At 71.2% G+C, this 26,094-nt stretch carries 19 protein-coding genes and 1 tRNA gene; 10 read left to right on the forward strand and 10 right to left on the reverse strand.

The annotated features are described in order from the left end of the window. Position 1: 1 nt before the first annotated feature. Positions 2–955, reverse strand: coding sequence for a pirin family protein (locus K6U06_RS09165; protein WP_262321618.1), 954 nt, complete (start codon positions 953–955; stop codon positions 2–4). Between the two features lie 119 nt (positions 956–1,074). On the opposite strand from K6U06_RS09165, the gene K6U06_RS09170 reads away from it, so the two are divergent. After that, complete coding sequence (locus tag K6U06_RS09170) at positions 1,075–1,791, forward strand: MBL fold metallo-hydrolase (protein WP_262321619.1); 717 nt, start codon at positions 1,075–1,077, stop codon at positions 1,789–1,791. 36 nt (positions 1,792–1,827) lie between these two features. On the opposite strand, the gene K6U06_RS09175 is transcribed toward K6U06_RS09170, so the two are convergent. The 3 genes from K6U06_RS09175 to glgX (K6U06_RS09185) form a co-directional block, all read right to left on the reverse strand. Further along, positions 1,828–3,036 (reverse strand): acyl-CoA dehydrogenase family protein, encoded by a 1,209-nt coding sequence (locus K6U06_RS09175; protein ID WP_262321620.1) that lies wholly within the window; start codon positions 3,034–3,036, stop codon positions 1,828–1,830. A gap of 74 nt (positions 3,037–3,110) precedes the next feature. After that, entirely contained in the window at positions 3,111–3,620 is a 510-nt protein-coding gene (locus K6U06_RS09180) for a transcriptional regulator (RefSeq protein ID WP_262321621.1), read from the reverse strand. Between the two features lie 68 nt (positions 3,621–3,688). Further along, entirely contained in the window at positions 3,689–5,839 is a 2,151-nt protein-coding gene (gene glgX, locus K6U06_RS09185; protein ID WP_262321622.1) for a glycogen debranching protein GlgX, read from the reverse strand. A gap of 145 nt (positions 5,840–5,984) precedes the next feature. Between glgX (K6U06_RS09185) and K6U06_RS09190 the strand changes: the two genes are divergently transcribed. Continuing rightward, complete coding sequence (locus tag K6U06_RS09190) at positions 5,985–8,366, forward strand: PAS domain S-box protein (protein WP_262321623.1); 2,382 nt, start codon at positions 5,985–5,987, stop codon at positions 8,364–8,366. A gap of 71 nt (positions 8,367–8,437) precedes the next feature. On the opposite strand, the gene K6U06_RS09195 is transcribed toward K6U06_RS09190, so the two are convergent. Then, positions 8,438–8,836, reverse strand: coding sequence for a response regulator transcription factor (locus K6U06_RS09195; protein WP_262321624.1), 399 nt, complete (start codon positions 8,834–8,836; stop codon positions 8,438–8,440). Positions 8,837–8,915: 79 nt separating this feature from the next. Between K6U06_RS09195 and K6U06_RS09200 the strand changes: the two genes are divergently transcribed. Next, the gene (locus tag K6U06_RS09200) at positions 8,916–9,329 is read left to right on the forward strand and encodes a response regulator (RefSeq protein WP_262321625.1); all 414 of its coding nucleotides are present in this window, start codon (positions 8,916–8,918) and stop codon (positions 9,327–9,329) included. On the opposite strand, the gene cax is transcribed toward K6U06_RS09200, so the two are convergent. Further along, positions 9,293–10,438: a calcium/proton exchanger gene (gene cax, locus K6U06_RS09205; RefSeq protein ID WP_262321626.1), complete on the reverse strand. Its 1,146-nt coding sequence runs from the start codon at positions 10,436–10,438 to the stop codon at positions 9,293–9,295. The two genes, K6U06_RS09200 and cax, sit on opposite strands and share 37 nt — an antisense overlap. 89 nt (positions 10,439–10,527) lie before the next feature. Further along, positions 10,528–10,602 (reverse strand) — tRNA-Cys (locus tag K6U06_RS09210). Positions 10,603–10,697: 95 nt separating this feature from the next. On the opposite strand from K6U06_RS09210, the gene K6U06_RS09215 reads away from it, so the two are divergent. Then, positions 10,698–11,504, forward strand: coding sequence for a hypothetical protein (locus K6U06_RS09215; protein ID WP_262321627.1), 807 nt, complete (start codon positions 10,698–10,700; stop codon positions 11,502–11,504). A 6-nt stretch (positions 11,505–11,510) separates the two neighbouring features. Here K6U06_RS09215 and K6U06_RS09220 read toward each other — a convergent pair whose 3' ends face one another. Beyond that, positions 11,511–12,770: a cytochrome P450 gene (locus tag K6U06_RS09220; RefSeq protein WP_262321628.1), complete on the reverse strand. Its 1,260-nt coding sequence runs from the start codon at positions 12,768–12,770 to the stop codon at positions 11,511–11,513. Positions 12,771–12,902: 132 nt separating this feature from the next. On the opposite strand from K6U06_RS09220, the gene K6U06_RS09225 reads away from it, so the two are divergent. Further along, positions 12,903–14,576, forward strand: coding sequence for a carbamoyltransferase (locus tag K6U06_RS09225; protein WP_262321629.1), 1,674 nt, complete (start codon positions 12,903–12,905; stop codon positions 14,574–14,576). 7 nt (positions 14,577–14,583) lie between these two features. Next, positions 14,584–15,648 carry a patatin-like phospholipase family protein gene (locus K6U06_RS09230; protein WP_262321630.1) on the forward strand — a complete coding sequence of 355 codons (1,065 nt, stop codon included), beginning with the start codon at positions 14,584–14,586 and terminating at the stop codon, positions 15,646–15,648. Here the strand turns inward: K6U06_RS09230 and K6U06_RS09235 are convergent. Then, positions 15,603–16,787, reverse strand: a complete 1,185-nt coding sequence (locus K6U06_RS09235; protein WP_262321631.1) for a citrate synthase — start codon at positions 16,785–16,787, stop codon at positions 15,603–15,605. The two genes, K6U06_RS09230 and K6U06_RS09235, sit on opposite strands and share 46 nt — an antisense overlap. Before the next feature lie 44 nt (positions 16,788–16,831). On the opposite strand from K6U06_RS09235, the gene K6U06_RS09240 reads away from it, so the two are divergent. Beyond that, positions 16,832–18,073 carry a citrate/2-methylcitrate synthase gene (locus K6U06_RS09240; protein ID WP_262321632.1) on the forward strand — a complete coding sequence of 414 codons (1,242 nt, stop codon included), beginning with the start codon at positions 16,832–16,834 and terminating at the stop codon, positions 18,071–18,073. On the opposite strand, the gene lgt is transcribed toward K6U06_RS09240, so the two are convergent. Then, on the reverse strand, positions 18,066–19,079 hold the full coding sequence (lgt, locus tag K6U06_RS09245) for a prolipoprotein diacylglyceryl transferase (RefSeq protein ID WP_262321633.1): 1,014 nt from the start codon (positions 19,077–19,079) through the stop codon (positions 18,066–18,068). The two genes, K6U06_RS09240 and lgt, sit on opposite strands and share 8 nt — an antisense overlap. Positions 19,080–19,153: 74 nt before the next feature. On the opposite strand from lgt, the gene glgX (K6U06_RS09250) reads away from it, so the two are divergent. Genes glgX (K6U06_RS09250) through treZ form a run of 3 tightly spaced genes read left to right on the forward strand, consistent with a single transcriptional unit; the run spans position 19,154 to position 25,792 of the window. Further along, positions 19,154–21,268, forward strand: a complete 2,115-nt coding sequence (gene glgX, locus K6U06_RS09250; protein WP_262321634.1) for a glycogen debranching protein GlgX — start codon at positions 19,154–19,156, stop codon at positions 21,266–21,268. A gap of 43 nt (positions 21,269–21,311) precedes the next feature. Further along, the gene (gene treY / locus K6U06_RS09255) at positions 21,312–24,068 is read left to right on the forward strand and encodes a malto-oligosyltrehalose synthase (protein ID WP_410051014.1); all 2,757 of its coding nucleotides are present in this window, start codon (positions 21,312–21,314) and stop codon (positions 24,066–24,068) included. After that, entirely contained in the window at positions 24,065–25,792 is a 1,728-nt protein-coding gene (gene treZ, locus K6U06_RS09260) for a malto-oligosyltrehalose trehalohydrolase (RefSeq protein WP_262321636.1), read from the forward strand. The genes treY and treZ overlap by 4 nt, the downstream gene beginning before the upstream one ends. The last annotated feature ends 302 nt before the right edge of the window (positions 25,793–26,094 follow it).

Genomic DNA, 26,094 nt, shown 5'->3' on the forward strand with positions numbered 1-26,094 from the left:
GCTACTCGGCGGGGATGACCCCCATCCGGCCCCGCTGGAAGTCATCGAAGGCCTGCTGCAGCTCGTCGCGGGTGTTCATGACGAACGGCCCGTACGCCGCGACCGGCTCGCCGATCGGCCGGCCGCCGAGGATCAACAGCTCCAGGTCCGGGGTGGCGGCGTCCTGGGTGGCGTCGGCCGCGGCGACGATGGCGTCGCCGGCCCCCATGACGGTGAGGGTCCCGGTGCGCACCGTTGCCGCCTCCGGCCCGACCCGGCCGTTGCCGCCCAGCACGTAGGCCAAGGCGTTGTAACCCCTCTCCCACGGGAGGATCAACTGAGAACCGGGCCGGAGCGTGGCGTGGACCATGGCGATCGGGGTGTGGGTCACCCCCGGGCCTTGGTGACCGGCGACGGTCCCGGCGATCACCCGGATCAGCGCACCGCCGTCGGGGGACCCGAGGAGGGTCACCTTGCCGGCGGTGATGTCCTGGTAGTGCGGCGCCACCCACTTGTCGGCCGCAGGGAGGTTCACCCACAGCTGGACGCCGTGGAACAGACCGCCGCTCGCGACCAGGTCCTCGGGTGGGCGCTCGATGTGGAGGATCCCGGCGCCGGCGGTCATCCACTGGGTCGCCCCGTTGGTGATCAGCCCGCCCCCTCCGGTGGAGTCGCGGTGCTGGAAGGTCCCGTCGATCATGTACGTGACCGTCTCGAAGCCCCGGTGCGGGTGCCACGCGGTGCCCTTGGGCTCGCCCGGGGCGTACTCCACCGCCCCCATCTGGTCCATGTGGACGAAGGGGTCGAGCAGCTCGTGGGGGACCCCGGCGAAAGCCCGGCGCACCGGGAAGCCCTCGCCCTCGAACCCGCTCGGGGCGTCGGTGCGGCTCAGCACCGGGCGCAGTGCGTTGCCGGACCCCTCCGGGAGGGTCACAGTCGGCAGCGTGGAGATGTCATCCACCGTGACGGCAGGCATGGCACCAGATCCTTTCCCCGACCGCTTCTCTGCGCATCGGACGAACCGTAAAACAAGTTTCACTCGCAACTATTCCGTCGGCTCGCGGCGGGGGCGGCCCGGCACCCTACGATGCGGGGATGGGCGACCACGAGTTGTACTTCCGCCAGGTGCTCTCCGGACGGGACTTCGCGACCGGAGACCCGGTGGCGAGGCAGATGGTCAACTTCTCCTACGCGCTGGGGGATCGCGCCACCGGGCAGGCGCTGCTCGTCGACCCGGCCTACGCCGTTGGGGAGCTGGTCGACCTGGTCGAGGCCGACGGCATGCGCGTCGCGGGCGTGCTGGTCACCCACCACCATCCCGATCACGTCGGAGGTTCGCTCGGCGGCTGGAACATCGAGGGCCTGCCCGCCCTCCTCGAGCGGGTGTCGGTCCCGGTGCACGCCAACCGCCTCGAGGTGCCGCTCGTCAGCGCCTGGACCGGCGTCCCTGAGACCGACTTGGTCGCCCACGACGGTGGCGACCACGTTCAGGTCGGGGCCGTTGACGTCGAGCTGCTCCACACGCCGGGGCACACGCCCGGCAGCCAGTGCTTCCTCGTGGACGGGATGCTGGTATCGGGCGACACCTTGTTCCTCGAGGGATGCGGACGCACCGATCTGCCCGGAAGCGACCCGGGCGACATGTACGACAGTCTCCACCGCCTGGCCGGCCTGCCCGACGCGACGACGGTGTACCCGGGCCACCAGTACTCGGTCCCGCCGAGCGCCTCCCTCGAGAAGGTCCGAGCCACCAACCACGCCTTGCGCCCTCTGCGCAAGGATCAGTGGCTGCAGATGTTCGCCGGCGCCTGACGCCCGGGCCTCGTCCCGGGCGTCGCTTCCCGCGCCCTACTGCTTCCAGCGGCGGATCTCCCGCCGGGCGATGCCCCGGCGGTGGACCTCATCGGGACCGTCGGCGAAGTGAAGGCTGCGGGCCCCGACCCACATCCGCGCCAGCGGCGTGTCCTGGGAAACGCCCTTGGCGCCGTGAACTTGAATCGCCCGGTCGATCACCTCGGTGGCCACGTCCATCACCGCCACCTTGATCCCGGAGATCTCGTTGTGGGCCGCCTTGTTGCCCTGCGTGTCCATCAACCACGCGGTGTACATGGTGTAGAGCCGGGCCTGGTCCAGCTTCATGCGGGCATCGGCGATCCAGGTCTGCACCACCCCCTGCTCCGACAGCGGCACCCCGAAGGGGGCCCGCTCGATGGCCCGCTTGCAAAGCAGCTCCAAGGCCCGCTCCGCCATGCCGATGGTCCGCATGCAGTGGTGGATGCGGCCCGGGCCGAGGCGGGCCTGGGCGATTCCGAACCCGCCGCCCTCCTCCCCGAGGATGTTGGAGGCCGGCACCCGGACGTCCACGTAGTCGATCTCGGCGTGCCCCTCCTGGTCGACGTAGCCGTACACCTTGAGGTTGCGCCTGATGTTGACTCCGGGCGTGTCCATCGGCACCAGGATCATCGACTGCTGGCGGTGGGGGGCCGCGTCGAAATCGGTCTTGCCCATGACGATCGCGATCTTGCAGCGGGGATCCATCGCCCCCGAGCTCCACCACTTGGTGCCGTTGATGACGTAGCTGTCGCCGTCGCGAGCGATGCTGGTGGAGATGTTGGTGGCGTCCGAGCTGGGGACCGCCGGCTCGGTCATCGAGAAGCACGATCGGATCTCGCCCTCGAGGAGCGGGTGGAGCCACTGCTCCTGCTGCTCCGCGGTCCCGAACATGGTGAGGATCTCCATGTTCCCGGTGTCGGGAGCGGAACAGTTGAACACCTCCGGAGCGATGAACGACCGTCCCATGATCTCGCACAGGGGCGCGTAGTCGAGGTTGGACAGGCCCTCGGTCCACTGCGTCTTGTGGGGGAGGAACAGGTTCCACAGCCCGGCATCCTTGGCCTTCGCCTTGAGCTCGGACATGATCGGCGGGTGGTCGTGTGGGCTGGCCGCCCCCTCCATCTGCTCGGCGGCGACGGCCTCCGCCGGGTAGACGTAGCGGTCCATGAAATCCAAGACCTTGCCCTGGAGATCTTTGGCGGTGGGGGACAGCGCGAAGTCCATGCGCTCTTCCTAGCGCGCCGGGCGCTGCGCCGCCCGATCGGTGCGTTTCGGACCGGGGCGGCGGCTCGGGGGGCCTAACCCGCGATGCCGAGCTCCTCGATGCGGGACCGCATCGCACCCTCGTCGCGGCCGAAGACCCGGGCCAGGGCCCGGACGTCTTCGCTGCGGATGGTGATGAGCCGACCGTTGAAGTCGCCGCGTTGGATCTGGATCATCCCGATGTAGCGACGCAGGAGGTCACGTTCGGGGGCGACGAGCCCTTCGAGGCGAGACAGGTCGATGCGCACCGGGGCGTTCGAGGGGAAGCCAGGCTCCGGCTCCGTACCGTCACCGGCGCGCCGGTCGCCGCCGCTGCGGGGGAGGAGCTGGTCCACCGGCACGGCGTAGAGGTTGGCCAGCCGCTGGAGGCGCAGGACCGAGATCACCCGCTCGCCCCGCTCGTAGGCGCCGAGCACCGACGCCTTGAACTCCCGGCCGGACTGCTCCTCGACCGCTTGGAGCGACAGGCGCTGCTGGCGGCGGATGTCGCGCAGGCGCTCCCCGACCTCCCGGGCGAACGCCGGAGTCATCTCTTCTGTCGCCATCTGGCACCTCCGTTCGCGTCGACCGGAACTCACCCGGCCGTTATCACAGAGAGTAGCCGAAAGTGCGCTCAAAGCGTCTGCGACGGCTTCCTGCCGGCCTGAAGAAGCAGAAAGTGGTGGCCCCGCATCTGCACAGTCCCCCCGGCGGCCACGTGGCGGAGTCGGCCGGTGGCCACCGGGTGGTGGGTGGTGGTGTCGAGGATCACCGACCACCCGCTGGCCCAGGCGGCCGGGGGAAGGGCGCAGGTCAGCTCCTGGTCCCAGCCGTTGAAGAGGAGGTAGAAGGAGCTGTCCACGACCGGGCGCCCGTGACGGTCCGGCTCGGCGATGGACCGGCCGTTCAAGAAGACGCCGAGCGACTTCGCGTAGCCGACGTCCCAGTCCGGCTGGCCCATCTCGGCGCCGTCGGGCCGGAACCACGCGATGTCCGGCAGGCCACTGTGGCGGGCGGAGGTCGCGGGCTGGGCCGGGTGGCCGACGAAGAAACGCCGGCGCCGGAACACCGGGTGCGCAGCCCGGAAGCGCACCAGCGCGCCGGTCCACTCCAAGAGGTCTCGGTCCACATGTTCCCAGTCGAACCACGACACCGGGTTGTCCTGGCAGTAGGAGTTGTTGTTGCCGGCCTGGGTGCGACCGAGCTCGTCGCCGCCGAGCAGCATCGGTACGCCCTGGGATAGCAGCAGAGTGGCGAGCAGGTTGCGGACCTGGCGGCCGCGCAGCTCGGCCACGGCGGGATCGTCGGTCGGCCCCTCCACCCCGCAGTTCCAGCTCCGGTTGTCGTCGGTGCCGTCGCGGCCGTCCTCGCCGTTGGCCTCGTTGTGCTTCTCGTTGTAGGAGACCAGGTCCCGGAGCGTGAACCCGTCGTGGCAGGTGAGGAAGTTGACGCTGGCGAAGGGCCGCCGGCCGGTCGTCTCGTAGAGGTCCGAGCTGCCGGTGATCCGCTCCGCCAGCTCGCCGATCGGGGTGCCCGCTTCCCGCCAGTAGTCGCGGACGGTGTCTCGGTACTTGCCGTTCCACTCCGACCAAAGCGGGGGGAAGTTGCCGACCTGGTAGCCGCCGTCGCCGACGTCCCACGGCTCGGCGATCAGCTTCACCTGGCTGACCACGGGATCCTGCTGGATCAGGTCGAAGAACGCGGACAGCCGGTCCACCTCGTGGAACTGGCGGGCCAAGGTGGCAGCCAGGTCGAAGCGGAACCCGTCGACGTGCATGTCGGTCACCCAGTAGCGGAGGGAGTCCATGAGCAGCTGCAGGACATGCGGGTTGCGCATGTTGAGGCTGTTGCCGGTGCCGGTGGTGTCGTTGTAAAAGCGGGGCTCGCCGTCGACGAGCCGGTAGTAGCTGACGTTGTCGATCCCCCGCATCGCCAGGGTGGGGCCGAGCTGGTTGCCCTCCGCGGTGTGGTTGTAGACCACATCGAGGATGACCTCGATGTCAGCGGCGTGGAGGGCCTTGACCATCGCCTTGAACTCGCTGACGACCCGGTGGCCCCTCCTCGAGGCGTAGTCGTTGTGGGGGGCCAGGAACGCTATGGAGTTGTAGCCCCAGTAGTTGCGTAGGCCGAGGTCGACGAGGCGGTGGTCGTGGACGAACTGGTGGACCGGCATCAGCTCCACGGCGGTGATGCCGAGCGCCTGCAGGTGCTCGATGACCGCCGGGTGGGCCATGCCGGCGTAGGTGCCACGCAGCCGCGGCGGGATCTCCGGGTGGGTGATGCTGATGCCCTTGACGTGGGTCTCGTAGATGACCGTCTCGTGCCACGGGCGGTGCGGGTGGCGGTCGTTGCCCCAGTCGAAGGCCGGGTCGGTGACCAGGCACATGGGCATCGCGGACGCGGAGTCGGTGGGATCCAGGCCGAGGTCGTCGCCCCCGAGGGGATATCCATAGGGGGCCTGCCCCCACGAGACGTGGCCCTCGACGGCCTTGGCGTAGGGGTCGAGCAGCAGCTTGGCCGGATTGCACCGCCGCCCCGACAGCGGGTCGAAGGGCCCGTGGACCCGGAAGCCGTAGCGCTGCCCCGGCTCGACGCCCTCCGCGTATCCGTGCCAGCTGTAGGCGTCGACCTCCGGCAGGTCCAGGCGCTGCTCGGTGCCGTCCTCCGAGAACAGGCACAACTCGACGCGCTCGGCGACCTGGGAGAAGACTGCGAAGTTGGTACCCAGCCCGTCGTAGGTAGCTCCGAGGGGAAATGGGTCACCGGGGGATAAAGAGCCTGGCACGGGACGAGGACCTTACCGCCGTCGGCAGCCGCCCCCCTACCTCCGCACCTCAACCTCGAGCCCTCAACCATCGGGTGGATACTGCCGATACGTCTCCGTGGTTTCCCCTTACCCCGCCGAGAGCGCACGGCGCCGCGTCTGGCCTGTGGTGGGGGCGGCTGCCGCCCTGGCCCTGACCCTGGCGGCGCCCGACTCGAGCACCTCCAGCCCGGGGTGGGCCGCGGCGGGCGCGTTCCTCGTGCTGGTGGGCCTCGGGGTCCAGCTGGTCGGCTCCCGGGCGCTGCCCGCCCGCCAGCTCCTCGGTGCCGTGGCGTTCGTCGCTGCCGTAGCCTGCTGGCGCCAGGCGGATGGGGGCGCCCAGTCCGGGCTGGCCCCGCTCGTGATGGCCCCAGCACTGTGGTTGGCGGCCAAAGGCCGGCGCCGCTCGATGTGGGCCAGCGTCGCTGCGGCAGCCGCGGCGCTGTTCTTGCCGATCTTGCTCGTCGGCGCCCCGATGTACCCGCCCTACACGCTTCGCGCCGCTGGCGCCATCGTGTCCGCGTCTGCCATCGCCGGCTGGGTGGTCGAGCGGCTGGTCTCCCAGCTGCAGGTGACAGCGGCCCGTTCGGCCGCCGACCGCCAGAACCTGGCCGACGCGCAGCGCCTCGCCGGTCTCGGGAGCTGGACGTCCAACCGTTCGACAGGCGAGATCTGGTGGTCCCACGAGATGTTCCGCCTGGTCGGTTGCGAGCCCGGTTCGTTCGTGCCCCGAGCCGATTCCTTCGCCCGACTGGTGGCCCCGGAAGACCGGGAGCGGTTCTCCGCACAGGCCTTCGGCATCCAGCCGGGGGAGGAGCTGCGCGAGACGTGCCGAGTCGTCGGCGCGGACGGCACCGAGCGGGCCCTTCTCGTCCGCGGGATGTTGACGGTGGACGCCGACGGCACCGAGCGGACCCAGGGGACCATGCTCGACGTGACGAGGATCGTGGAGCTCGAGGACCAGCTGAGCTCGACCACGCAGAAGATGAGCCGGTTGCTGGACTCCGCGACCGGCCAGGCGGTCATCGGGGTCAGCGCCGAGCGCACGATCAGCATGTTCAACGCCGGAGCGGAGGTCCTCACCGGCTTCTCGGCATCGGAGGTGCTCGGCCGGCCCCTCGAGACGCTGTGGCCCGCGGTGAGCGAGCCGCCCTACGAGGAGGCCGAATCCTCCGCCGCCGGCCGCGGGCTGGGCCAGTCCGGAGACCGGCGCCTGACCCGCAAGGACGGAGCCCGGCGCATCGTTCACGTGACCAACACCGCGCTCAAACGTGCGGACGGCTCGAGCGACGGCTGGTTGAAGATCGCTGTGGATGTGACCGACGCCAGGGGCGCGGCCGAGGCGCTGGCCACCAGCGAGAAACGGTTCCGGGTGGCCTTCGACAGCGCGCCCTGCGGTATGGCTCTGCTGCCGGCCGCCGGCCAGCCCGGCGCCGGTCGGTTCGTCCAGGTCAACCAGGCGCTGTGCGATCTGACCGGCGCCACCGAGGCGCAGCTGCTCGCATCCAGCTGCCTGACCTGGGTGGTAGCCGAGGACCATCCCGTAGTGTTCGCCGCGGTCGCCCGCTTCGTCGAGGGCGTCGCCAGCTCCGGGAAGTTCGACTGCCGCCTGCGGCGCGCCGACGGCACCGTGGTCACCGCCCAGGTCCGTTACGCCAACATCTTCGATGCCGAGGGCAAAGGGGTGCACTGCGTCGTCCAGTTCGACGATGTCACCGCCCGCCGCGAGGCGCAGCGCTCCCTCGAGGCCGCGCTGGCCTGCCAGGAACAGGCGGCGGAGCGGCTCTTGGAGCTGGACCGGGTGCGGGCGGACTTCGTGTCGATGGTCTCCCACGAGCTGCGCACGCCGCTGACGAGCATCTCGGGGTACGTGGAGATGCTCCTCGATGGCGACGGCGGCGATCTGCCCGAGACCGCGCTGGACATGCTCGGCGTGGTGGAGCGCAACTCGGTGCGCCTGCTGCGGCTCATCGAAGACCTCCTTACCCTGTCGCGCATTGACTCCGAGTCGGTCCGCCCGGTCCTGGCGCCAGTCGAGGTGGGACGGATGGTCGGCGGAGCGCTCGAGGCGGTAGGCCCGCAGGCCGCCCGCTCGGGCGTGACGTTGGACGTGGAGCTGTCACCGGCGGCAGCCCACAGCGTCCTCGACGCCGACGCCGGGCAGATCGAGCGGGCCCTGATCAACGTGCTCGGCAACGCGGTGAAGTTCACCCCGAGAGGCGGCCGGGTGACGCTGCGGGCCGCCGTCGACGACGGGACCCTCGACGTGGCGGTCGCCGACAGCGGGATCGGCATCGGCGCCGCCGAACTCGACCGGATCTTCGAGCGCTTCTACCGCTCCAGCGAGTCGGTAAAGCGCGAGATCCAAGGCAGCGGGCTGGGCCTGCCGATCACCCGCAGCATCATCGAGGCCCACGGCGGGACGATCGAGGCGTCCTCGACCATCGGGCAGGGGACGGTGATGCGGGTCCGCCTCCCCGGTACCCGCGCCCCGGTGACCTCGGCGTGAGCCGGCTCCGGTGGGCGTCGGGGGGTTCAGTCTCCGGCGGTCCGGTCGCCGGGGGTCCGGTCTCCGGCGGTTCAGTCTCCGGCGGTCCGGTCGCCGGCGGTCCGGTCGGCGGAGCGCGCCGCGAGAGCGTCGTCGATGCTGCGCAGCAGCTCCCGAGGGCTGAACGGCTTGATGATGTAACCGTCGGCTCCCGCCTCGTATCCCCGCCGGACGTCGTCGGCCTGGGCCCTGGCGGTCAAGATGAACACCAGGGCGTCGGTGCGCTCCCGCACCGCTTCGCACACCTGGATGCCCGACCGCCCCGGCAGCATCCAATCGACGAGGACCACATCGGGGGTGTCGGCCTCCACCGCGCTCATGGCCGCGTCGCCGTCCGCCTCGGCTCGCACCGTGTGGCCGGCCGCCGCCAGCTTTTGGACCACCATCGCCCGGATCTCCGGGTCATCATCAACGACGAGGATGTTTGCCATGCATTCTCCGATCTGAGAATCACGGAACACTAGCAACGCATAGGACATAACGCTCGGCGCCCACGGAAGGGACAGAAGCATGTGCATCAACGGAGTGATCCTGGTCGTCGAAGACGACGCAGACATATTGAATCTCACCTCCCTGCGTCTTCGGCGCGCCGGCTACGAGGTGATGACCGCACTCAGCCACACCGCGGCCATGAGCGCGGCTCGAAGCCGGGCACCGGACCTGGCCGTCGTCGACCTACTGCTCGGCGGCGACGACGGTTGGCAGGTGATCTGTGACCTGCGCCGGCTGGAGGGCTGCGAGGCGCTGCCGGTGGTCGTGCAGACCGTGTTGGACGTCGACCGGCCGCGCCCAGACGTGGTGGTGACCGCGATATTGACCAAACCGGTGGGCAAGCAGCGGTTGGAACGCGTGGTCGAAGAGGCGTTGGGCGCGGGCCGCTTGAGGGGTCAGCCCCACCAAAAGCCGGCGGCCAGGATGGCGTAAAGGCCTATCAGGGCCACCCCTTCGATCCAGGTGTACTCCCCGTCGTATACCACCGCCAGCACCACGACCGCGGAGATGGCCAGCGAGGCGATCAGCAGCGGTGACCACACCAGGGTGAGCTGGTGGGGGCCGACGACCCTCGACGCCAGGACCAGCACCGGCACCAGGAAAAGCGCCACTTGGAGCGGACTGTTCAAGGTGGTGGAGATGGCGTACTCCGGCTTGGCTTTGAGCGCGAACTGGATGCCGACGACGTGCTCCACGGCGTTGGAGGCGATGGCCACCACCACCAGCCCGGTGAAGGCCTGCGAGAGCCCCAGGCTGCGCGTCGCGGGCTCCAGCGCGGAGACGAACCAGTCAGACACCAGCGCGGCGGCGGCGCTGGCCACCACCAGCACGACCAGAGCCGTGCGCAGCGACCAGACCCCGGCGAGTCCGGGCTCAGGGTGCACCTGGGCCTCAGGGGGCACCTGGGCCGCGGGACGGGTCTCGGTGGCCGGGTCCATCTCGGGGCCGGCGGGGGCAACTGCCGCGAGGCGCGCCGTCCGCCGCAGCGAGAATGGGATGGTGGCCGCGTAGACCAAGAGAAGGGCGACTGCGCACACGTCCGACAGCGTCCCTGCGTGGGCTGCGGCGGGGGTGTTGAGCTTGGAAGCCAGGGTCGGCACGAGCAGCGCGGCGACCGCCAGCAGCAGGAGCGAGGCGTTGAGGCGGGGCTCCTCCGGGTCGAAGCGCTGCGTGCCGTGACGCAAGCCGCCGGCGACGAACGCGCACCCGAGCACCAGCACCGCGTTGCCGAGGATCGACCCGGCCAGGGACGCCCGGACCACGCCGTTGAGCCCCTGGTGCAGAGCGAAGAGCGAGACGAACAGCTCGGGCAGGTTGCCCAACGTCGACTGCAGCAGCCCGGTCGCCGACGGGCCCAAACGTTCCCCGACCTGCTCGATGGCCCGGCCGACCACCGCGGCCAGGCCGGCCAACGCCAGGCCGGCCACCACGAAGCGCAGGACCTGCGCTGCCCCGGCAGCCTCGAGGACCGCGGCGACCGCGGTGAGGCCCACGGCCGTGGCGATGATCGTGCGGTCGGTGCGGCTGGGGGAGGAGGGCATCGGCGGGACCGACCCTACCGATCGGACCGACAACCGTCGCCGGCATCGCTCTGGCGCGCCGCCGGCCACGCGAGAGCTGTTCCCAGCTTTGGAGGCGGCGCCCGGAATCGAACCGGGGTACAGGGATTTGCAGTCCCTTGCCTAAACCACTCGGCCACGCCGCCCGGCGATTGCCCCCGGGCACCTTACTCGCGCTGCGCCGCGCACTCCCAGACCGCTGCGCCCCGTCCCCGCTGCCGGTGGGACCTACAGTCGACGCATGAGCGGTCAATCGTCGGAAGGCTCGTCGCGGCCCGGAGCGCGCACGCCGCCCCCCCGCGGCGGCGCAGCGGCCAAGAAGGCGGCGAGCAAACCCAAGAGACCGACCGGCCGGGTCAAGATCCGACCGTGGTGGCTCAGACCGTCGGTCCTCGCACTGCCCGTCATCTTGCTGATCGGCGCCGTCATCGCCATCGTCGTGAGCAGCGGCGGCGGGAGCGGGTCCAACCGCGCCGCGGTCAACTTCAAGGCCAGCAACGTCGCGGTGTACGGGGGAATCGGCCCTGAAGGGGTGCCGCTAGAGGCCGGCCCGGTCCTCGCCCCGGCGAACCCGTCGCTCACCTCCGCCCCCATCGACGGGGTGCAGTGCGGAGCCACCGAGGCCACCACCGTCCACTATCACGTGCACCTGATCGTCTTCGTGGACGGCCAGCCCCGCTCGGTGCCCCTCGCCGTCGGCCTGGTGCCCCCGGCGGTCGTGCAGCAGACCTCGAGCGGTCCCTTCGCCGGGGGCAGCAATACCTGCCTGTTTTGGATCCACACCCACGCCCAGGACGGCATCATCCACATCGAGGCCCCCGCCGATCGTGAGTTCGTCCTTCGCCAGTTCTTTGACATCTGGGGCCAGCCGCTCAGCGCCGGTCAGGTCGGCCCGGACAAAGGCCCGGTCACCGCTACCGTCGACGGAAAGGCCTACACCGGCGACCCGGGCAACATCGTGATGACCTCCCACGAGCAGATCGTCTTGAACGTCGGGGGCCCCGCCGTGACGCCACCCCCGATCAGCTTCTCCGGCACCCAGCTGTAGCGGCCGCTAGGAAGAACGCAGCGAGACGGGCAGCGCCTCCAGCCCCCGCAACGTGATTCCCGACCGCCACGCCGGCTCCTCGTCGAGCAGGTCGATGGCGATGGTCCGGCCCGCCAAGGCCCGGAACACGATTTCGCCCTCCAGGCGCGCCAGCGGCGCCCCGATGCAGTGGTGGGCACCCCACCCGAAGCTGAGCGGGACGTTGCCGCCCCGCCCGATGTCGAGCACGTCCGGTCGCTCGAAGCGCTGCGGGTCTCGATTCGCCGCACCCTGCAGGACCATGACCGTCTGCCCCGGCTCGAGCGCCTCGCCGGCGACGGTCGCCGCCTCGAGCGCGCTGCGGGAGTTGATTTGCACCGGGCTGTCCCACCGCAGCAGCTCCTCCACGGCCGAGGGCGCCACATCCGGGCTGCACCGCAGGCGGTCCAGTTGCTGCGGGTGGCGCAGCAACGCCAGCAGGCCGTTGCCGATGAGGTTGGTGGTCGTCTCGAAGCCGGCCGCGAACAGCAGAACCGCGGTCGACACGATCTCGTCGTCGCTCAGCGCGTCGTCGTCGTCCCGGGCCCGGTCGAGAGCGGTGAGCAGGTCCTCGGCCGGCCGGCGGCGCCGCTCGGCCAGCAGGTCGACGAAGTAGGCCCGCAGCTCCTGGCCGGCGGCCATGGCTGCCCTCACGGTGGCGTCGTCGATGACCGGCTCGATGCCCGCTGCGGAGGCCCGCACCAGACCCTGGAACCCGGCCCGGTCCGACTGGGGGACCCCGACCAGCTCGGCGATGACCGCACTGGGAAGCGGGAAGGCCAGCTCGGCCATCACCTCCACCGGCCCGGCGTCAAGGAGAGGCGTGAGCAGCTCGTCGACCGTCGCCTCGATCGCCGGACGCAGCGCCGCGACCCTCCTCGGGGTGAACGCCCGGCTCACCAAGCGTCGGAGACGGGTGTGGTCGGGAGGGTCGGCGAAGAGCATGTTGTTGGCCGCCTGATCGAAGTACTCCTGGCGCAGCCCGGGGTCCCCGGCCAAACCGTGCAGTGCCCCTCTCGGGGTGTGCCGGCGGGTTTCGCCGATCAGCCCCCGCCCGAGCCTGGGGTTGCGCAGAGCCTCCACCCCGTCCGCGTAGCGCGACACCACGAGCATCCCGAACGAGCTGCGCAGCACCGGGGCCTGCGACTGGAGCAGGCGGTAGGTCGGGTAGGGGTCCCGGCGGGCGGCGGGATCGGTGAGCAGCGCGACGAGCGCGGCCTCGGCCGCGGCGTCAGTGACAGCGGGCATGGACCGATCGTCCTCCGGTTCCAGCGGCGACGCAAGGAATTTGTTGACCACAGGTCAGCGGGCCGGTTTGCCGCCGCGCTTTGGTCGCGGTGGTGGCCGGGCTGGCTGGAGGGGGAAGGTACGCTCGGGCCCGTGCACGTCGTCCTCGGCATCAACTGCTTCTCCCATGACACTGCGGCCGCGCTATTGGTGGACGGCTCGCTGGTGGCGTTCGTGGAGGAGGAGCGGCTCAACCGCGACGTGCACACCAAGCGGTTCCCGCACCAGGCGATCGCCTCCGTGCTGCGCCAGGGCGGCCTCGACATCAACGACGTGGACGCGGTGGCCTTCGCCCACAAGCCGGCGGTGGACTTCGCCCGCAGCGCGTCGGATGCCCTGCGGCGCGCGACGCCCAAGCGCCTGGCCACCCAGGCCTTCGTCGACGCCCGCCTGGCGGCCCGGGAGCGGACGTTCCGCCAGCACTGGCGCTACAAGGGCCCGGTGATCAACGTCGGTCATCACCTGGCCCACGCTTCGGCGACGTTCTTCTCCTCGCCCTTCGAGAGCGCCGCCGTGCTGACCATCGACCGTGGCGGAGACTCGCTGTCGACCACCACCAACCTGGGCGAAGGCAGCCACCTTCGAGTGCTATCCGAAATCCGCAACCCTCACTCTCTAGGTGAGGTATACACCGCGGTTACCCGGCACATCGGGTTCGACGCCAACGACGAGGGAAAAGTGATGGGGCTGGCTCCCTACGGGTCGGCCAAGCTCGTCGACGACTTGAAGGACCTCATCACCTTGGAGCCCGACGGCGGGTTCAAGGTCAACCTCGAGTGGTTCGGCTACCAGCGGGAGGGGCCGCCGGTCTCCAAGGCCTTCGTGGACCGCTTCGGCCCGGCCCGGGTCCCGGAGTCAGAGATCACCGAGCAGGCCAAGGACCTGGCCTACGCCGTTCAGGACCTCACCGAGGAAGCCGGCCTGCACCTGGCCCGGGCGCTGCGCAAGGTCAGCCCCAGCCCGTACCTGTGCCTGTCGGGCGGCCTGGTGCTCAACTCGGTCATGAACGAGCGGCTGTTCCAAGAGGCCGGGTTCGACGACGTCTACATCCAGCCGGCGGCCGGCGACGCGGGCAACGCGCTCGGTGCCGCGCTCTGGGTCTGGCACGAGCACTTCGGTCAGCCCCGGACCTGGCAGATGGACCACGCCTTCTTCGGCGAGGAGTGGGATGACTCGGCTTACACCACCGCCTACCGGCGGGCCGGGCTCAGCTTCCGCCAGGTCGCCGACCCGGGCGGGGAGGCCGCTGACCGCCTGGCCGCCGGAAAGGTCGTGGGATGGTTCCAGGGGCGGGCCGAGGCCGGCCCGAGGGCCCTCGGCGCCCGGTCGATCCTGGCCGATCCCCGACGCGGCGAGATGCGCGACGTCGTCAACGAGCGGGTCAAGCGCCGCGAGTGGTTCCGGCCGTTCGCCCCGAGCGTGCTGCACGAGCGGGGTCCGGAGTACTTCGACAACTACCACCCGGCTCCGTTCATGCTCACCGTCTTGCCGATCAAAGAGGACAAGCGCACGGTGATCCCGGCGGTGACCCACGTGGACGGCACCGGGCGGGTGCAAAGCGTCACCCGCGACTTCAACCCGGCGTTCCACGACCTCATCTCCAAGTTCGACGCGCGCACCGGCGTGCCGGTGGTCCTAAACACCTCGTTCAACCTGCGAGGCGAACCGATGGTCCACCGGCCCATTGAGGCCATCAACGACTTTCTCCGCTCCGAGATGGACTCGCTGTTCCTCGGCTCCTTCGTCGTCGACAAGCCCGAGGCCTGAGCGGGCGGTGATCGCCCTGGTCCTCGGGGCCGGGGGCCCGGTCGGCTACGCCTTCCACGCCGGGGTCCTCGCCGGCCTCTCCGACGCCGGGTGGGACGCCCGATCGGCCGACCTGGTCGTTGGGACCTCCATCGGCGCGGTCAGCGCCGGCCTGCTCCGGGCGGGCATGGATCCCATCGACTTGTTCGCGAGGGTGGCCCGCACGCCGCTCAGCCCGCAAGGCGCCGCCCTGCTCCAGGCCGCCGGCGGCTGGCCGTCGTTCCCGGCGCCGGCCGACACCGGCGCGCCCAGATGGGGCCGCCCCGCCTCCCTCTCGCTCATCGCCACCCTGGCCCGCCACCCCCGACGCATCCGTCCCGGCCTGGCGCTGGCCGCGCTCGGCAACCCCGGAACGGTCAACACCGACCCCATCCGCGCCGGTTTCGATCGCCTGGGGGGCGGCCGGTGGCCGGCGGGCACCTGGATCTGCGCCGTCGACCTCGACACCGGCGGGCGGGTCACGTTCGGGGCGCCCGGAGCGCCGGTGTCGACGGTGGGGGAGGCGGTGGCGGCGTCGTGCGCGGTGCCCGGATACTTCGCTCCGGTCTCGCTCGACGGGCGCCGCTTCGTGGACGGCGGGGTGGTCTCCCCGGCCAACAGCGACCTGGTCGGCGGGCTCGACGGACTCGAAGCGGTGGTGGTCTCGGTGCCGATGGGCCGCCACGGGCCGGCCGGCCGCCGGGGCATCGACCTGCCGGGGCGGGACCTCAATCACGCCCAGGCTCGCCGAGGCCTGCGCCCCCTGGCGGAGGCCGGGGTGCCGGTCCTTATGGTGGAGCCCACCGCCCGGGAGCTGGAGGTCATGCACTACGACGCGTTCGACCAGGCCCACCTGCCGGCGATCGCAGCCCGGACCCGCGCCACCTTGCTTCGGCGTTTCGAGGCCGCCGCGTCCGGCGAGGGCGGCGACGCGACCGCGGCCGCGCTGGCGGCGCTGCTGAGCGGCCCGGCCCGGTTGCCGGAGACGGTTGGGGCCGACGGGCCGGCTCAGCCGATCGAGGGGACCGGCACAGGAGCCTCGGGCCCCACGTAACGGGCGACGGGCCGGATGATCTTGCGGTCGCCGGCCTGCTCGGCGATGTTGGCCGACCAGCCGAGGACCCTGGCCGCGGCGAAGGTGGCGGAGAACTGGGCTCGCTGCAACCCGACCCCATCCATCACGACGCCCGCGTAGTACTCGACGTTGGCGTAGAGCGGTCGGTCCGGCCGCAGCTCGGCCAGAAGACGGTTGACCGTGGATTCCACCTCGACGGCCAGGGCGACGAGGGGGCCTCCCCGCCGGCGGGCCACGTCCCGGAGCAGCAGCGAACGGGGATCGTCGGTCACGTAGACCGGGTGACCGAAGCCCATGATCCGCTCGCCCCGCTCGAGGGCGGAGCGGACCCACGCCTCGGCCCGCTCCGGCCTGCCGATGGCGTCGAGGGTCTCGAGGGCCCGGCTCGGAGCCCCGCCGTGCAGCGGCCCGGAGAGCGCTCCGATCGCCCCGGTCATCGCCGCTGCGGCGTCGGCACCGGTGGATGCGATCACCCGGGCGGTGAAGGTCGAGGCGTTGAAGCCGTGGTCGGCGGTGACGATCAAGTACTGCTCCAAAGCCCGCGCCGAGTCGGGGTCGGGGCGTTGCCCGTGGAGCATCCACAGGTAGTTGGCGGCGTGGCCCAGCTCCGGATCAGGGGTGATCGGGTCCTGGCCGTGGCCGAGACGCCAAAGGGCGGCCAGCAGCGTCGGTGTGGCGGCAGCCAGTCGCAGCAGGTCGCTCCGGCGCTCGGCTGGGCTCAGGTCCCACATCGGGCGCATGCCGGCGGCGGAGCCGAGCAGCGACATGGCGCTGCGCAGCCCGGCCAGGCCGCCGGGCGTCGCGGTGGCGGCCACCGCAGGTAGGGCGGCGAGGACTGCGTCGGGCACCGCCCGTAGCGGCGCCACCTCGGCGGCGAAGGCGGCGGCCGCCGCTCCATCAGGGGGCAAGGCGCCGTCGACTAGCAGCTGCCACACGTCCTCGAACGACCGGGTGGTCGCCAGGTCGGTCGCGGAGTACTGGCGGTAGTGGTAGAAGCCCTGGCGGCCACGAACGTCACCGACGGTGGTGTCGGCGACAGCCACCCCTTTCAGTCCGGGCGGGACGGTGATCGGTTCTGGCTCTGCGGGTGGGGAGTCTGCGGCGGTGATCGAAGGCATACCGCCATCTTGACGGGAATCTGAACATTGATCAATATTGATCAATGTTCAACCCTCCGTCTCGTCGGTTGCGTACCTCGGAGGCCGCGGCCCGCCTGGGGGTCAAGCCCCAAACCCTCTACTCCTACGTGAGCCGGGGCCTGCTCAGCCGGGAGCGAACCGCCGGCGGCAGCACCTTCGACGCCCGGGAGGTCGAGCACCTCGCCCGCACCGCCCGCAACGCCGGCGGCGTGCCCCGAGCCGAGCGGCCGCTGGCGTTCGTCACCGAGCTGACCCTGATCGAGGACGGGCGGCTCTACTACCGGGGACGCGACGCGGTGGGACTGGCGGCCGCCGCCCAGTTCGAGGCGGTCGGCGAGTGGCTCTGGAGCGGCCGGTGGCCCGAGCGGGACGCCGGGGCGGTGGCGTGGTGGGACCCGACCGCCGGAGGCGGCGTCGAGGCCGCCGACGCGGTGGTGCGGGCCCTTCCTGAGCGGGCCACCCTCCTCGCTCGGTTGAGCGCCGCGACCGTGGCTGCCGGCAGCGCCGACCCGATGCGTCACGACCGATCTGCGACGGGAGTGGCGGCGGTGGGCCGCCGGCTCCTTTGGAGCATGGTCGCGGCCGTGACCCCGCCGGGCGCCGGGGTAGACCCCGGCTGCGGTGTGGCAGCCGCGCTCGCCGGCGCGCTGGCAGCGCGCGCCGGCGCGGAACCACCCGGCGACGCCGGCGTCGACGCGGTGCGCGCCGCGCTGGTCCTCATGGCAGACCACGAGCTGGCCCCCTCGACGCTGGCGGTCCGGGTGGCGGCCTCGTTGGGGGCCGACCCCTACGCGGCGGTGCTCTGCGGGCTGGGCGCGGTCGGCGGCACCCGCCACGGCGGGGCCTCAGTCGAGGTGTATCGCATGTTGCGCGACGCCGAGGCGGGTGGCGGGCCATCAGCGGTGGGGGACCGCCTGGCTCGCGCCGGCGGGCTCCCCGGGTTCGGGATGGTGTTGTACCCCGGTGGGGATCCTCGGGGAGCGGCTCTGCTCGAGCGGGCGCTGGCCATCGGTGGCGGAGGGCAGCGGCGAGTCGCAGTGGAGGCGGTGCTCGACGCGCTGGACGGCCGCGACGTCGCTCCGCCCAACTGCGATTTCGGCCTGGCCGCCGCGGCGTACGTCCTCGGGCTGGGACCCGAGGCGGGAGAGGCGATGTTCGTCATCGGCCGCACCGCTGGATGGCTGGCCCACGCCGCCGAGGAGTACTCGTCGCCCAGCAGCTTCCGGGTGAGGGCGGCCTACACCGGGACCCGCCCGATCAGCTGAAGCCCGCCGGATCCCCTGTGGCCACGCCGGCATCGTCGTGGCCCTCGCCGCTGCCCTCCCCGCCGCTGCCCTCCTCGCCGCTGCCCTCCTCGCTGCGTCCCGAGCCTTGCGAACCCTCACCCTCACCCTGATCGGCGGGGTCGTAGCCGACGGTGCCCGGCTCGCCGGGCCGCAACGGGTCGCCGACCCGCTCATCGCCGGGGCGAGCCCGGCCCAATACGAGCAGCACCGCCATCGCCGCCACGAACGTCGCGATGCTGACCCAGTCGTTGAGGCGGAACGGACCCAGCTTGTGAGCCTCGTCCACCCGGAGGTACTCGGTCCAGAACCGCCCGACGGTGTAGAGCGCCACGTAGAGGGCGAAGAGGTAGCCGCGGCGGATCCGCAGTTTCCGCCCGGCGAGGATCAACAGCCCGACCACCGCGAGGTCCCAGATCGACTCGTAGAGGAAGGTCGGTTGGAACGTCGACACGCCCGGCGGGTAGGGCACGCAGTTGGTCACCGAGCTGCAGTGCACCGGCTGATCGATCTTCACCGCCCACGGCAGGCCGCTCGGCCGGCCGTAGAGCTCTTGGTTGAAGTAATTGCCCCACCGGCCGACGGCCTGGGCCAGTACCAAGGCCGGGGCGACGGTGTCGAGCAGCGGGGGGATCCGCAGGTGGTGGCGACGGGCCCCGATCAGCCCGAGGGCGACGCCGCCGGCGATCCCGCCCCAGATCCCGAGACCGCCCTGCCAGATGGCGAAGATCCGGTACCAGTGCCCGCCGGTGTCGGCCTGCCACGAGGTGATCACGCTGTAGATCCGCGAGCCGACCAGCCCGCCTGGGACACCCCAGACGGCGAGCATCGACCAGGTTCCGGGGGCGCCGCCGATGTCTCTCCACCGCCGTTGGGCCAGCCACACCGCGGCCACCACACCCGCAGCGATGAGCAGCCCGTACACGTGTAGGCGGAACGGGCCGAGCGAGAGACCGCTCGTCGGCGGACTGGGAAGGTAGGCGAGCACCGCGCTCTAGCGTAGGGGGAGCGAGCCCCCCGGTGTCGGCGTTGGACGACGCCGGTTTGGGGTACAACCGGGCGATGCGACTCTGGCCCGGACGGCCCTATCCACTCGGGGCCACCCCGGACCCCGACGGCACCAACTTCTGCCTGTTCAGCCCGGTGGCGACCAGGGTCGAGCTTTGCCTCTTCGACGGCGACGAGGAGACCAGGGCGACCCTGCCCGAGGTGACCGCCCACTGCTGGCACGGCTACGCGCCCGGCGTGGCGCCGGGACAGCGCTACGGGTTCCGGGTGCACGGGCCCTGGGCGCCCGCGGACGGCCTGTACTGCAACCCCTCGAAACTGCTGCTGGACCCCTACGCCAAGGCGGTCTCGGGTGGCTACGACTGGAACCAGGCGTGCTACGGCTACACCTTCGGCGACCCGGACGTAGCGGAGGAGACCGACAGCGCGCCCTATGTGCCCCGCAGCGTCGTGGTGGACCCGGCCTTCGACTGGGGCGACGACCGGCCGCCGCGCATCCCGCTCCACGAGTCGATGATCTACGAGGCTCACGTCAAGGGCATGACCGCCTTGCACCCGACCATCCCCGAGGACCGGCGCGGCACCTACTCCGGTCTGGCCACGCCCGAGGCCATCGAGTACCTGAGCCTGCTCGGGGTGACGGCCATCGAACTACTTCCGATCCACCAGTTCGTGCACGACCAGCACTTGGTGGAGAAAGGACTCCGCAACTACTGGGGTTACAACACGATCGGCTTCTTCGCGCCCCACGGCGAGTACGCCGCGGCCGGTGACGGCGGAGGGCAGGTCGCCGAGTTCAAGGCGATGGTCAAGGCGCTGCACGCCGCGGGGATCGAGGTCATCCTCGACGTGGTCTACAACCACACCGCGGAGGGCAACCACATGGGTCCGACGCTCTCGTTCAAGGGGATCGACAACACCGCCTACTACCGGCTGGTGGACGGCGACCCCCGCTTCTACATGGACTACACCGGCACCGGCAACAGCCTCAACATGCGCAACCCGCACGTGCTGCAGCTGCTCATGGACTCCCTGCGGTACTGGGTGACGGAGATGCACGTCGACGGGTTCCGCTTCGACCTGGCGTCAACCCTGGCGCGCGAACTTCACGACGTCGACCGGCTCTCGGCGTTCTTCGACGTGATCCAGCAGGATCCCGTCGTCAGCCAGGTGAAGCTGATCGCCGAGCCGTGGGACGTCGGCGACGGCGGCTACCAGGTCGGCAACTTCCCCCCGCTTTGGTCGGAGTGGAACGGCAAGTACCGAGACACCGTCCGCGACTACTGGCGTTCGGAGCCGGGCACGGTAGGGGAGTTCGCCGCCCGCCTGACTGGAAGCTCCGACCTCTACGAGGACGACGGCCGCCGGCCGTGGGCGAGCATCAACTTCGTCACCGCCCACGACGGGTTCACCCTGAACGACCTGGTCTCATACAACGAGAAGCACAACGAGGCCAACGGGGAGGACAACAACGACGGCGCCGACGACAACCGCAGCTGGAACTGCGGGGCGGAAGGTCCGACCGACGACAAAGCGATCAACGCGCTGCGGGAGCGGCAGCGGCGCAACTTCCTCGCCACGCTGTTTCTTTCGCAGGGTGTGCCGATGCTCCTCGCCGGCGACGAGCGGGGCCGGACCCAACGCGGTTCCAACAATGCCTACTGCCAGGACAACGAGATCAGCTGGCTGGACTGGGAGGAGCTGGAGAGCAACCTGGAGCTGCTCGGCTACACCCGCCAGCTGATGGACCTGCGCCGGGCCCACCCGGTGCTGCGCCGTCGGCGCTGGTTTCAAGGCCGGCCGATCCGGGGGCGCGGCAAGGTGGCCGACATCGAGTGGTTCGACCCTGCCGGCACTGAGATGACCGACGAGCAGTGGGACGAGAGCTTCGCCCGGTCGCTGCAGGTGTTCTTGAACGGCGAGGCGATCCCCTACCCCGACAGCCGGGGGGAGCGGATCGTGGACGACTCTTTGCTGCTGTGTTTCAACGCCCACTGGGAGCCGATCGATTTCACCCTCCCGCCGGCCTCCTACGGGCGGTCGTGGTCGGTCCTCGTAGACACCGAAGAGCCGCTGCTGCCCTTCGACGGCCAGGAGCGCCACGTCGACGCCGGCGGCACGCTGCGCGTGGTCGACCGCGGCGTAGTGGTGCTACGACGTGACCGCTGAAGGTTCGGGGCCCGGCGTACCCCGGGCCACCTACCGGGTCCAGATGCACGCCGGGTTCACCTTCGACGACGCGGCTGGGATAGCCGGCTATCTCTCCGAGCTCGGCGTCAGCCACCTGTACCTGTCGCCGGTCTTGCAGGCCGCCCCCGGCAGCACCCACGGCTACGACGTGGTCGACCCGACCAGGGTCAACAGGGAGCTGGGCGGAGAGGAAGGCCACCGCCGGCTGCAGGCCGCCCTGCAGCGGGCCGGTCTCGGCCAGCTACTCGACATCGTCCCCAACCACATGGCCATAACCGGGCGCGACAACGCTTGGTGGTGGGACGTGCTCGAGAACGGCCCGGCCAGCGTGTACGCCTCCTACTTCGACGTCGACTGGGACCCTCCGGAGTCCAAGCTGCGCAACACCGTCTTGCTGCCGATCCTCGGCGACCACTACGGCAGGGAGCTGGAGGCGGGGCGGTTGGCGATCGAACGAGAGGGCGGCGGGTTCGTGCTGCGCTACTTCGACCACGCCGCTCCGCTCACCCCGCGCAGCCTCGACGACATTCTCGTACCTGCCGCGGTGCGCCTCGACGATCCCGCGGTCCGCGGCGAGCTGGAAAGCCTGGCGTCGGCGTTCGCGAAGCTGCCGCTGGCCACCTTGACCGACCCCGACAGCGTCCGGGAACGCCACCGCGACAAGGAGATCCTCCGCAACCGCCTGGCCACCCTCGTCGTCGAGCGGCCCGCGGTCGGCGAGGCGATCAGCGAGGAGCTCGAGGCGCTCAACCGCGACCCGGACCGCCTCGACGCCCTGCTCGACCGGCAGAACTTCCGCCTGGCGTGGTGGCGGACCGCCGGCGAGGAGCTCGACTACCGGCGCTTCTTCGACATCAACGACCTGGCTGGCATCCGGGTGGAGGACCCTGCGGTGTTCGCCGACAGCCACCAGCTGATCCTGGCCTGGCTGCGCGACGGGGTCATCGACGGGGTCCGCATCGATCATGTCGACGGCCTGCGCGATCCCGCGACCTACCTCGACCGGCTCCGCAGTGCGGCGCCCGAGGCTTGGGTGGTGGTCGAGAAGATCCTCGAGGGCGACGAGGCCCTGCCGGGGACCTGGATGGCGGCGGGCACCACCGGATACGACTGGCTCAACGTGGTGGCCGGGGTGCTCGAAGACGCCGAAGGGGACCTGGAGATCCAGGCGTCCTACCGCTCGTTCTCCGGGGTCACCGACCGCTTCGAGGAGATGGTCCACCAGGCCAAGGTCGAGGTGCTCGACGGGCCCCTGGCCGCCGACTTGAACCGCCTGGCGGCCCGCCTGACTCGGATCTGCGAGCACCACCGCCGCTACCGGGACTACACCCGCCGGGACCTGCGCGACGCGCTCGGTGCGGTGCTGGTGGCGTTCCCGGTGTACCGGACCTACGTACGCCCCGGGCACCCAGCGGAGGACACCGACGTTGCCGTCGTCGACAGCGCGGTGATGACCGCCGGTGTGCGCCACCCCGAGATCGACGACGAGCTGCTCGGTTTCATCCGCGACCTCCTGCTGCTGCGGGTCCCGGGCGAGGACGAGCGGGAGCTGGCCTTACGGTTCCAGCAGACCAGCGGACCGGTGATGGCCAAGGCGCTGGAGGACACCGCGTTCTACCGGTGGGTGCCGACCTCGTGGCGCAACGAGGTCGGCGGCGACCCGGGACGACCGCCCGGCGGACCCGGCGCGTTCCACGAGCACAACGCCTCTGTCCACGCCGCCCACCCCTTGACCCTCCTGGCCACCTCCACCCACGACACCAAGCGCAGCGAGGACGTCCGGGCCCGGCTGTCGATCCTGGCCGAGCAGCCCGCCATGTGGGCGTCGGTGGTCGAGCGGTGGTGCGAGGCCAACGCCGGTCGCGACGCGCCGCCACCGGATCGCAGCACCGAGTGGCTGCTCTACCAGACGCTGGTCGGGGCGTGGCCGATCGACGCGGCCCGGCTGAAGGAGTACATGGGCAAGGCCACCCGGGAAGCCAAGCTGCACACCAGCTGGACCGACCCCGACGAGTTTTATGACAGCGCCCTCGAGGCGCTGATCGACGAGATGCTCGCCGACGCGGCCTTCGTGGCCGACGTCGACGCGGTGGTCGAGCGGATCCGGAGGCCGGGCTGGGCGGTAGCGCTCGGCCAGAAGCTGCTCACGCTCACCGCGCCCGGCGTACCCGACTTGTACCAGGGCAGCGAGAGCTGGGACCTGTCGCTAGTCGATCCCGACAATCGCCGGCCGGTCGACTACGCGAAGCGCCGGCGGCTGCTGGAACGGGCCCGGGCGGTCCTGCCGGGCGAGGTGGGCCCCGGCGCCGGCCGGGACTCTGGGGGCGCCGGAGGCCCCGACGAGCCTCTCGGGGTCGCTGCGCTGTGGGCCGAAGAGCAGGGGGAGGGGACCACCAAGGTCGCGGTGGTCCACGCCGCCCTGGCCGTGCGAGCGGACCGCCCGGAGGCGTTCGGGCCGGGCGCCGCCGGCCGCTACAGCCCCCTCGTGGCGAGCGGCCCGGCCGCGGCGCATATTGTCGGCTTCTGCCGAGGCGGGCAGGTGATCTCTCTGGCCACCAGGCTGCCGACGGCCCTCGATGCCGGGGGCGGCTGGCGCGGCACCACTTTGACCCTTCCGCCGGGCCGCTGGATCGACAGGTTGACCGGAGCCGCCTGGGAGGGCACCGTCGCCCTCGGCGAGATGCTCTCCGGCCTTCCTGTGGCGCTGCTGGTGGCCGACCGCGCCGCACCCGGCGAAGGACCCATGACCCAAGACGACGGGCAAGGAGGCGGTCAGTGACCGAGTTCGCAGTGTGGGCCCCTGGCCACCACCGCGTCGAGCTGGTGAGCGACGGGAGGTCGTCGCCGATGAGCGAGGATCCGACCGGCGGCTGGTGGCGTCTCGACGTCCCGGCCGCGGGGCCCGGAACCCGCTACGGATTCTCCGTCGACGGCGGTCCGGCCCGGCCCGATCCCTGCTCCCCTTGGCAGCCCGACGGGGTCGACGGTCTCTCAGCCACCGTCGACCACGCCGCGTTCGAGTGGAGCGACCGCGCCTGGCGGGGGACGCACTGGCCCTCGACGGTCCTCTACGAGCTCCACATCGGCACGTTCACCTCTGAGGGGACCTTCGACACGGCGATCGAGCGCCTCGACCACCTCGTCGAGCTGGGCGTCACCGCAGTGGAGCTGCTCCCGGTGGCAGAGGCCAACGGAGGGCGGGGCTGGGGCTACGACGGCGTCGATCTGTGGGCTCCCCACCACGCCTACGGCGGCCCGGACGGCCTCAAGCGGTTCGTCGACGCCGCCCACTCCCGGGGGCTGGCTGTGGTCCTCGACGTCGTGTACAACCACCTGGGTCCGTCCGGTAACTACCTGAGCGAGTTCGGGCCGTACTTCACCGACCGGTACTCCACTCCGTGGGGCTCGGCCATCAACGTCGACGGAGCGGGAAGCGACGAGGTGCGCCGGTTCATCATCGCCAACGCGTGCATGTGGTTCGCCGACTACCACGTCGACGGGCTGCGCCTCGACGCGGTGCACGCCATCGTCGACGAGAGCGCCCTGCACGTCCTCGAGGAGATGGCGGAGGAGGTAGAGGCGCTCGCCGCCCACCTCGGCAGGCCGCTGTGGCTGATAGCGGAGAGTGATCGCAACGACCCGTCGCTGGTGCGCTCCCGTGAGGCCGGCGGCTACGGGCTGACCGCCAGCTGGTCTGACGACTTCCACCACGCTCTGCACGCCGCGCTGAGCGGGGACCGAAGCGGCTACTACGAGGACTACGGGCTGCTGTCGCAGGTCGGTCGGGCCCTCGAACGGGTCTACGTCTACGGACGGGACTACTCCCCGCACCGGGACCGCCATCACGGCCGCCCGGCAGGGGACCTGCCCCGAACCTCTTTCCTCGGCTACCTGCAAAACCACGATCAGATCGGCAACCGGGCGGTCGGGGACCGCTCCGCGGCCCTGCTGTCCGCCGGGCGGCTGAAGGTCGGCGCCGCGCTGGTCCTCACCGCGCCGTTCGTGCCGATGCTGTTCCAAGGAGAGGAGTGGGGCGCGTCGACGCCCTGGCAGTACTTCACCGACCATCCCGACCCGGAGCTCGGCCGGGCCGTGCGGGAGGGGCGCCGCAAGGAGTTCGCGGCTTTCGGATGGGCGCCCGAGGACGTTCCCGACCCGCAGGACCCCGCCACTCGCGACCGGTCGGTGCTGCGCTGGGAGGAGCTCGACACCGACCCGCACCGATCGGTGCTCGAGTGGCACCGCACCCTCCTCGCTTTGCGCCGGGAGCTCCCGGCGCTGGCCACGGACGGTCCGCTCGACACCGCGGTGGAGGTCAGCGACGACGAGCAGTGGCTGCAGGTAAGCCGGGCCGGCGTGCAGATCAGCGCCAACCTGGGCGCCGAGCCGCGGCGGTTCCCCGTCGGGGGGGCGGGGCGGCTGCTCGCGGCGTCCTCCGAGCGGGTGGTGCTGGGCGAGGGGTGGGTGGAGGTGCCCGCCGACGCCGCGGCTCTCACCGCCTGACCCGCCCGTGATCGACGGCCGCCCCGGCGCCATGAGGTCGCGGGCGGGGCGGGCGCCGACGGCACGGGCCGTCGCTCGCGGCGGGCGGCCGGCGGTCGGCGACTCGACATCCAGTCCTCCACCACGGTCGGTGCCCAACTGCCCCTCCAGGGCGGTCCCCGACCGCCGGGTCGCGGCCGGCAGCTGCTCGGGCGCGGCGCTCTCGGCCGGCGCCCCGTGGGCGCGCCGCGGCGCGCCGCGGCGCCGGGCAAGCCCGGCGCCGCGGGGTCTCGAAGCTTGATGTTCGAGGGGTGAGGTCGAGG

Source organism: Acidiferrimicrobium sp. IK, from assembly GCF_025499425.1.
Taxonomy (GTDB): Bacteria; Actinomycetota; Acidimicrobiia; order Acidimicrobiales; family Palsa-688; genus Acidiferrimicrobium.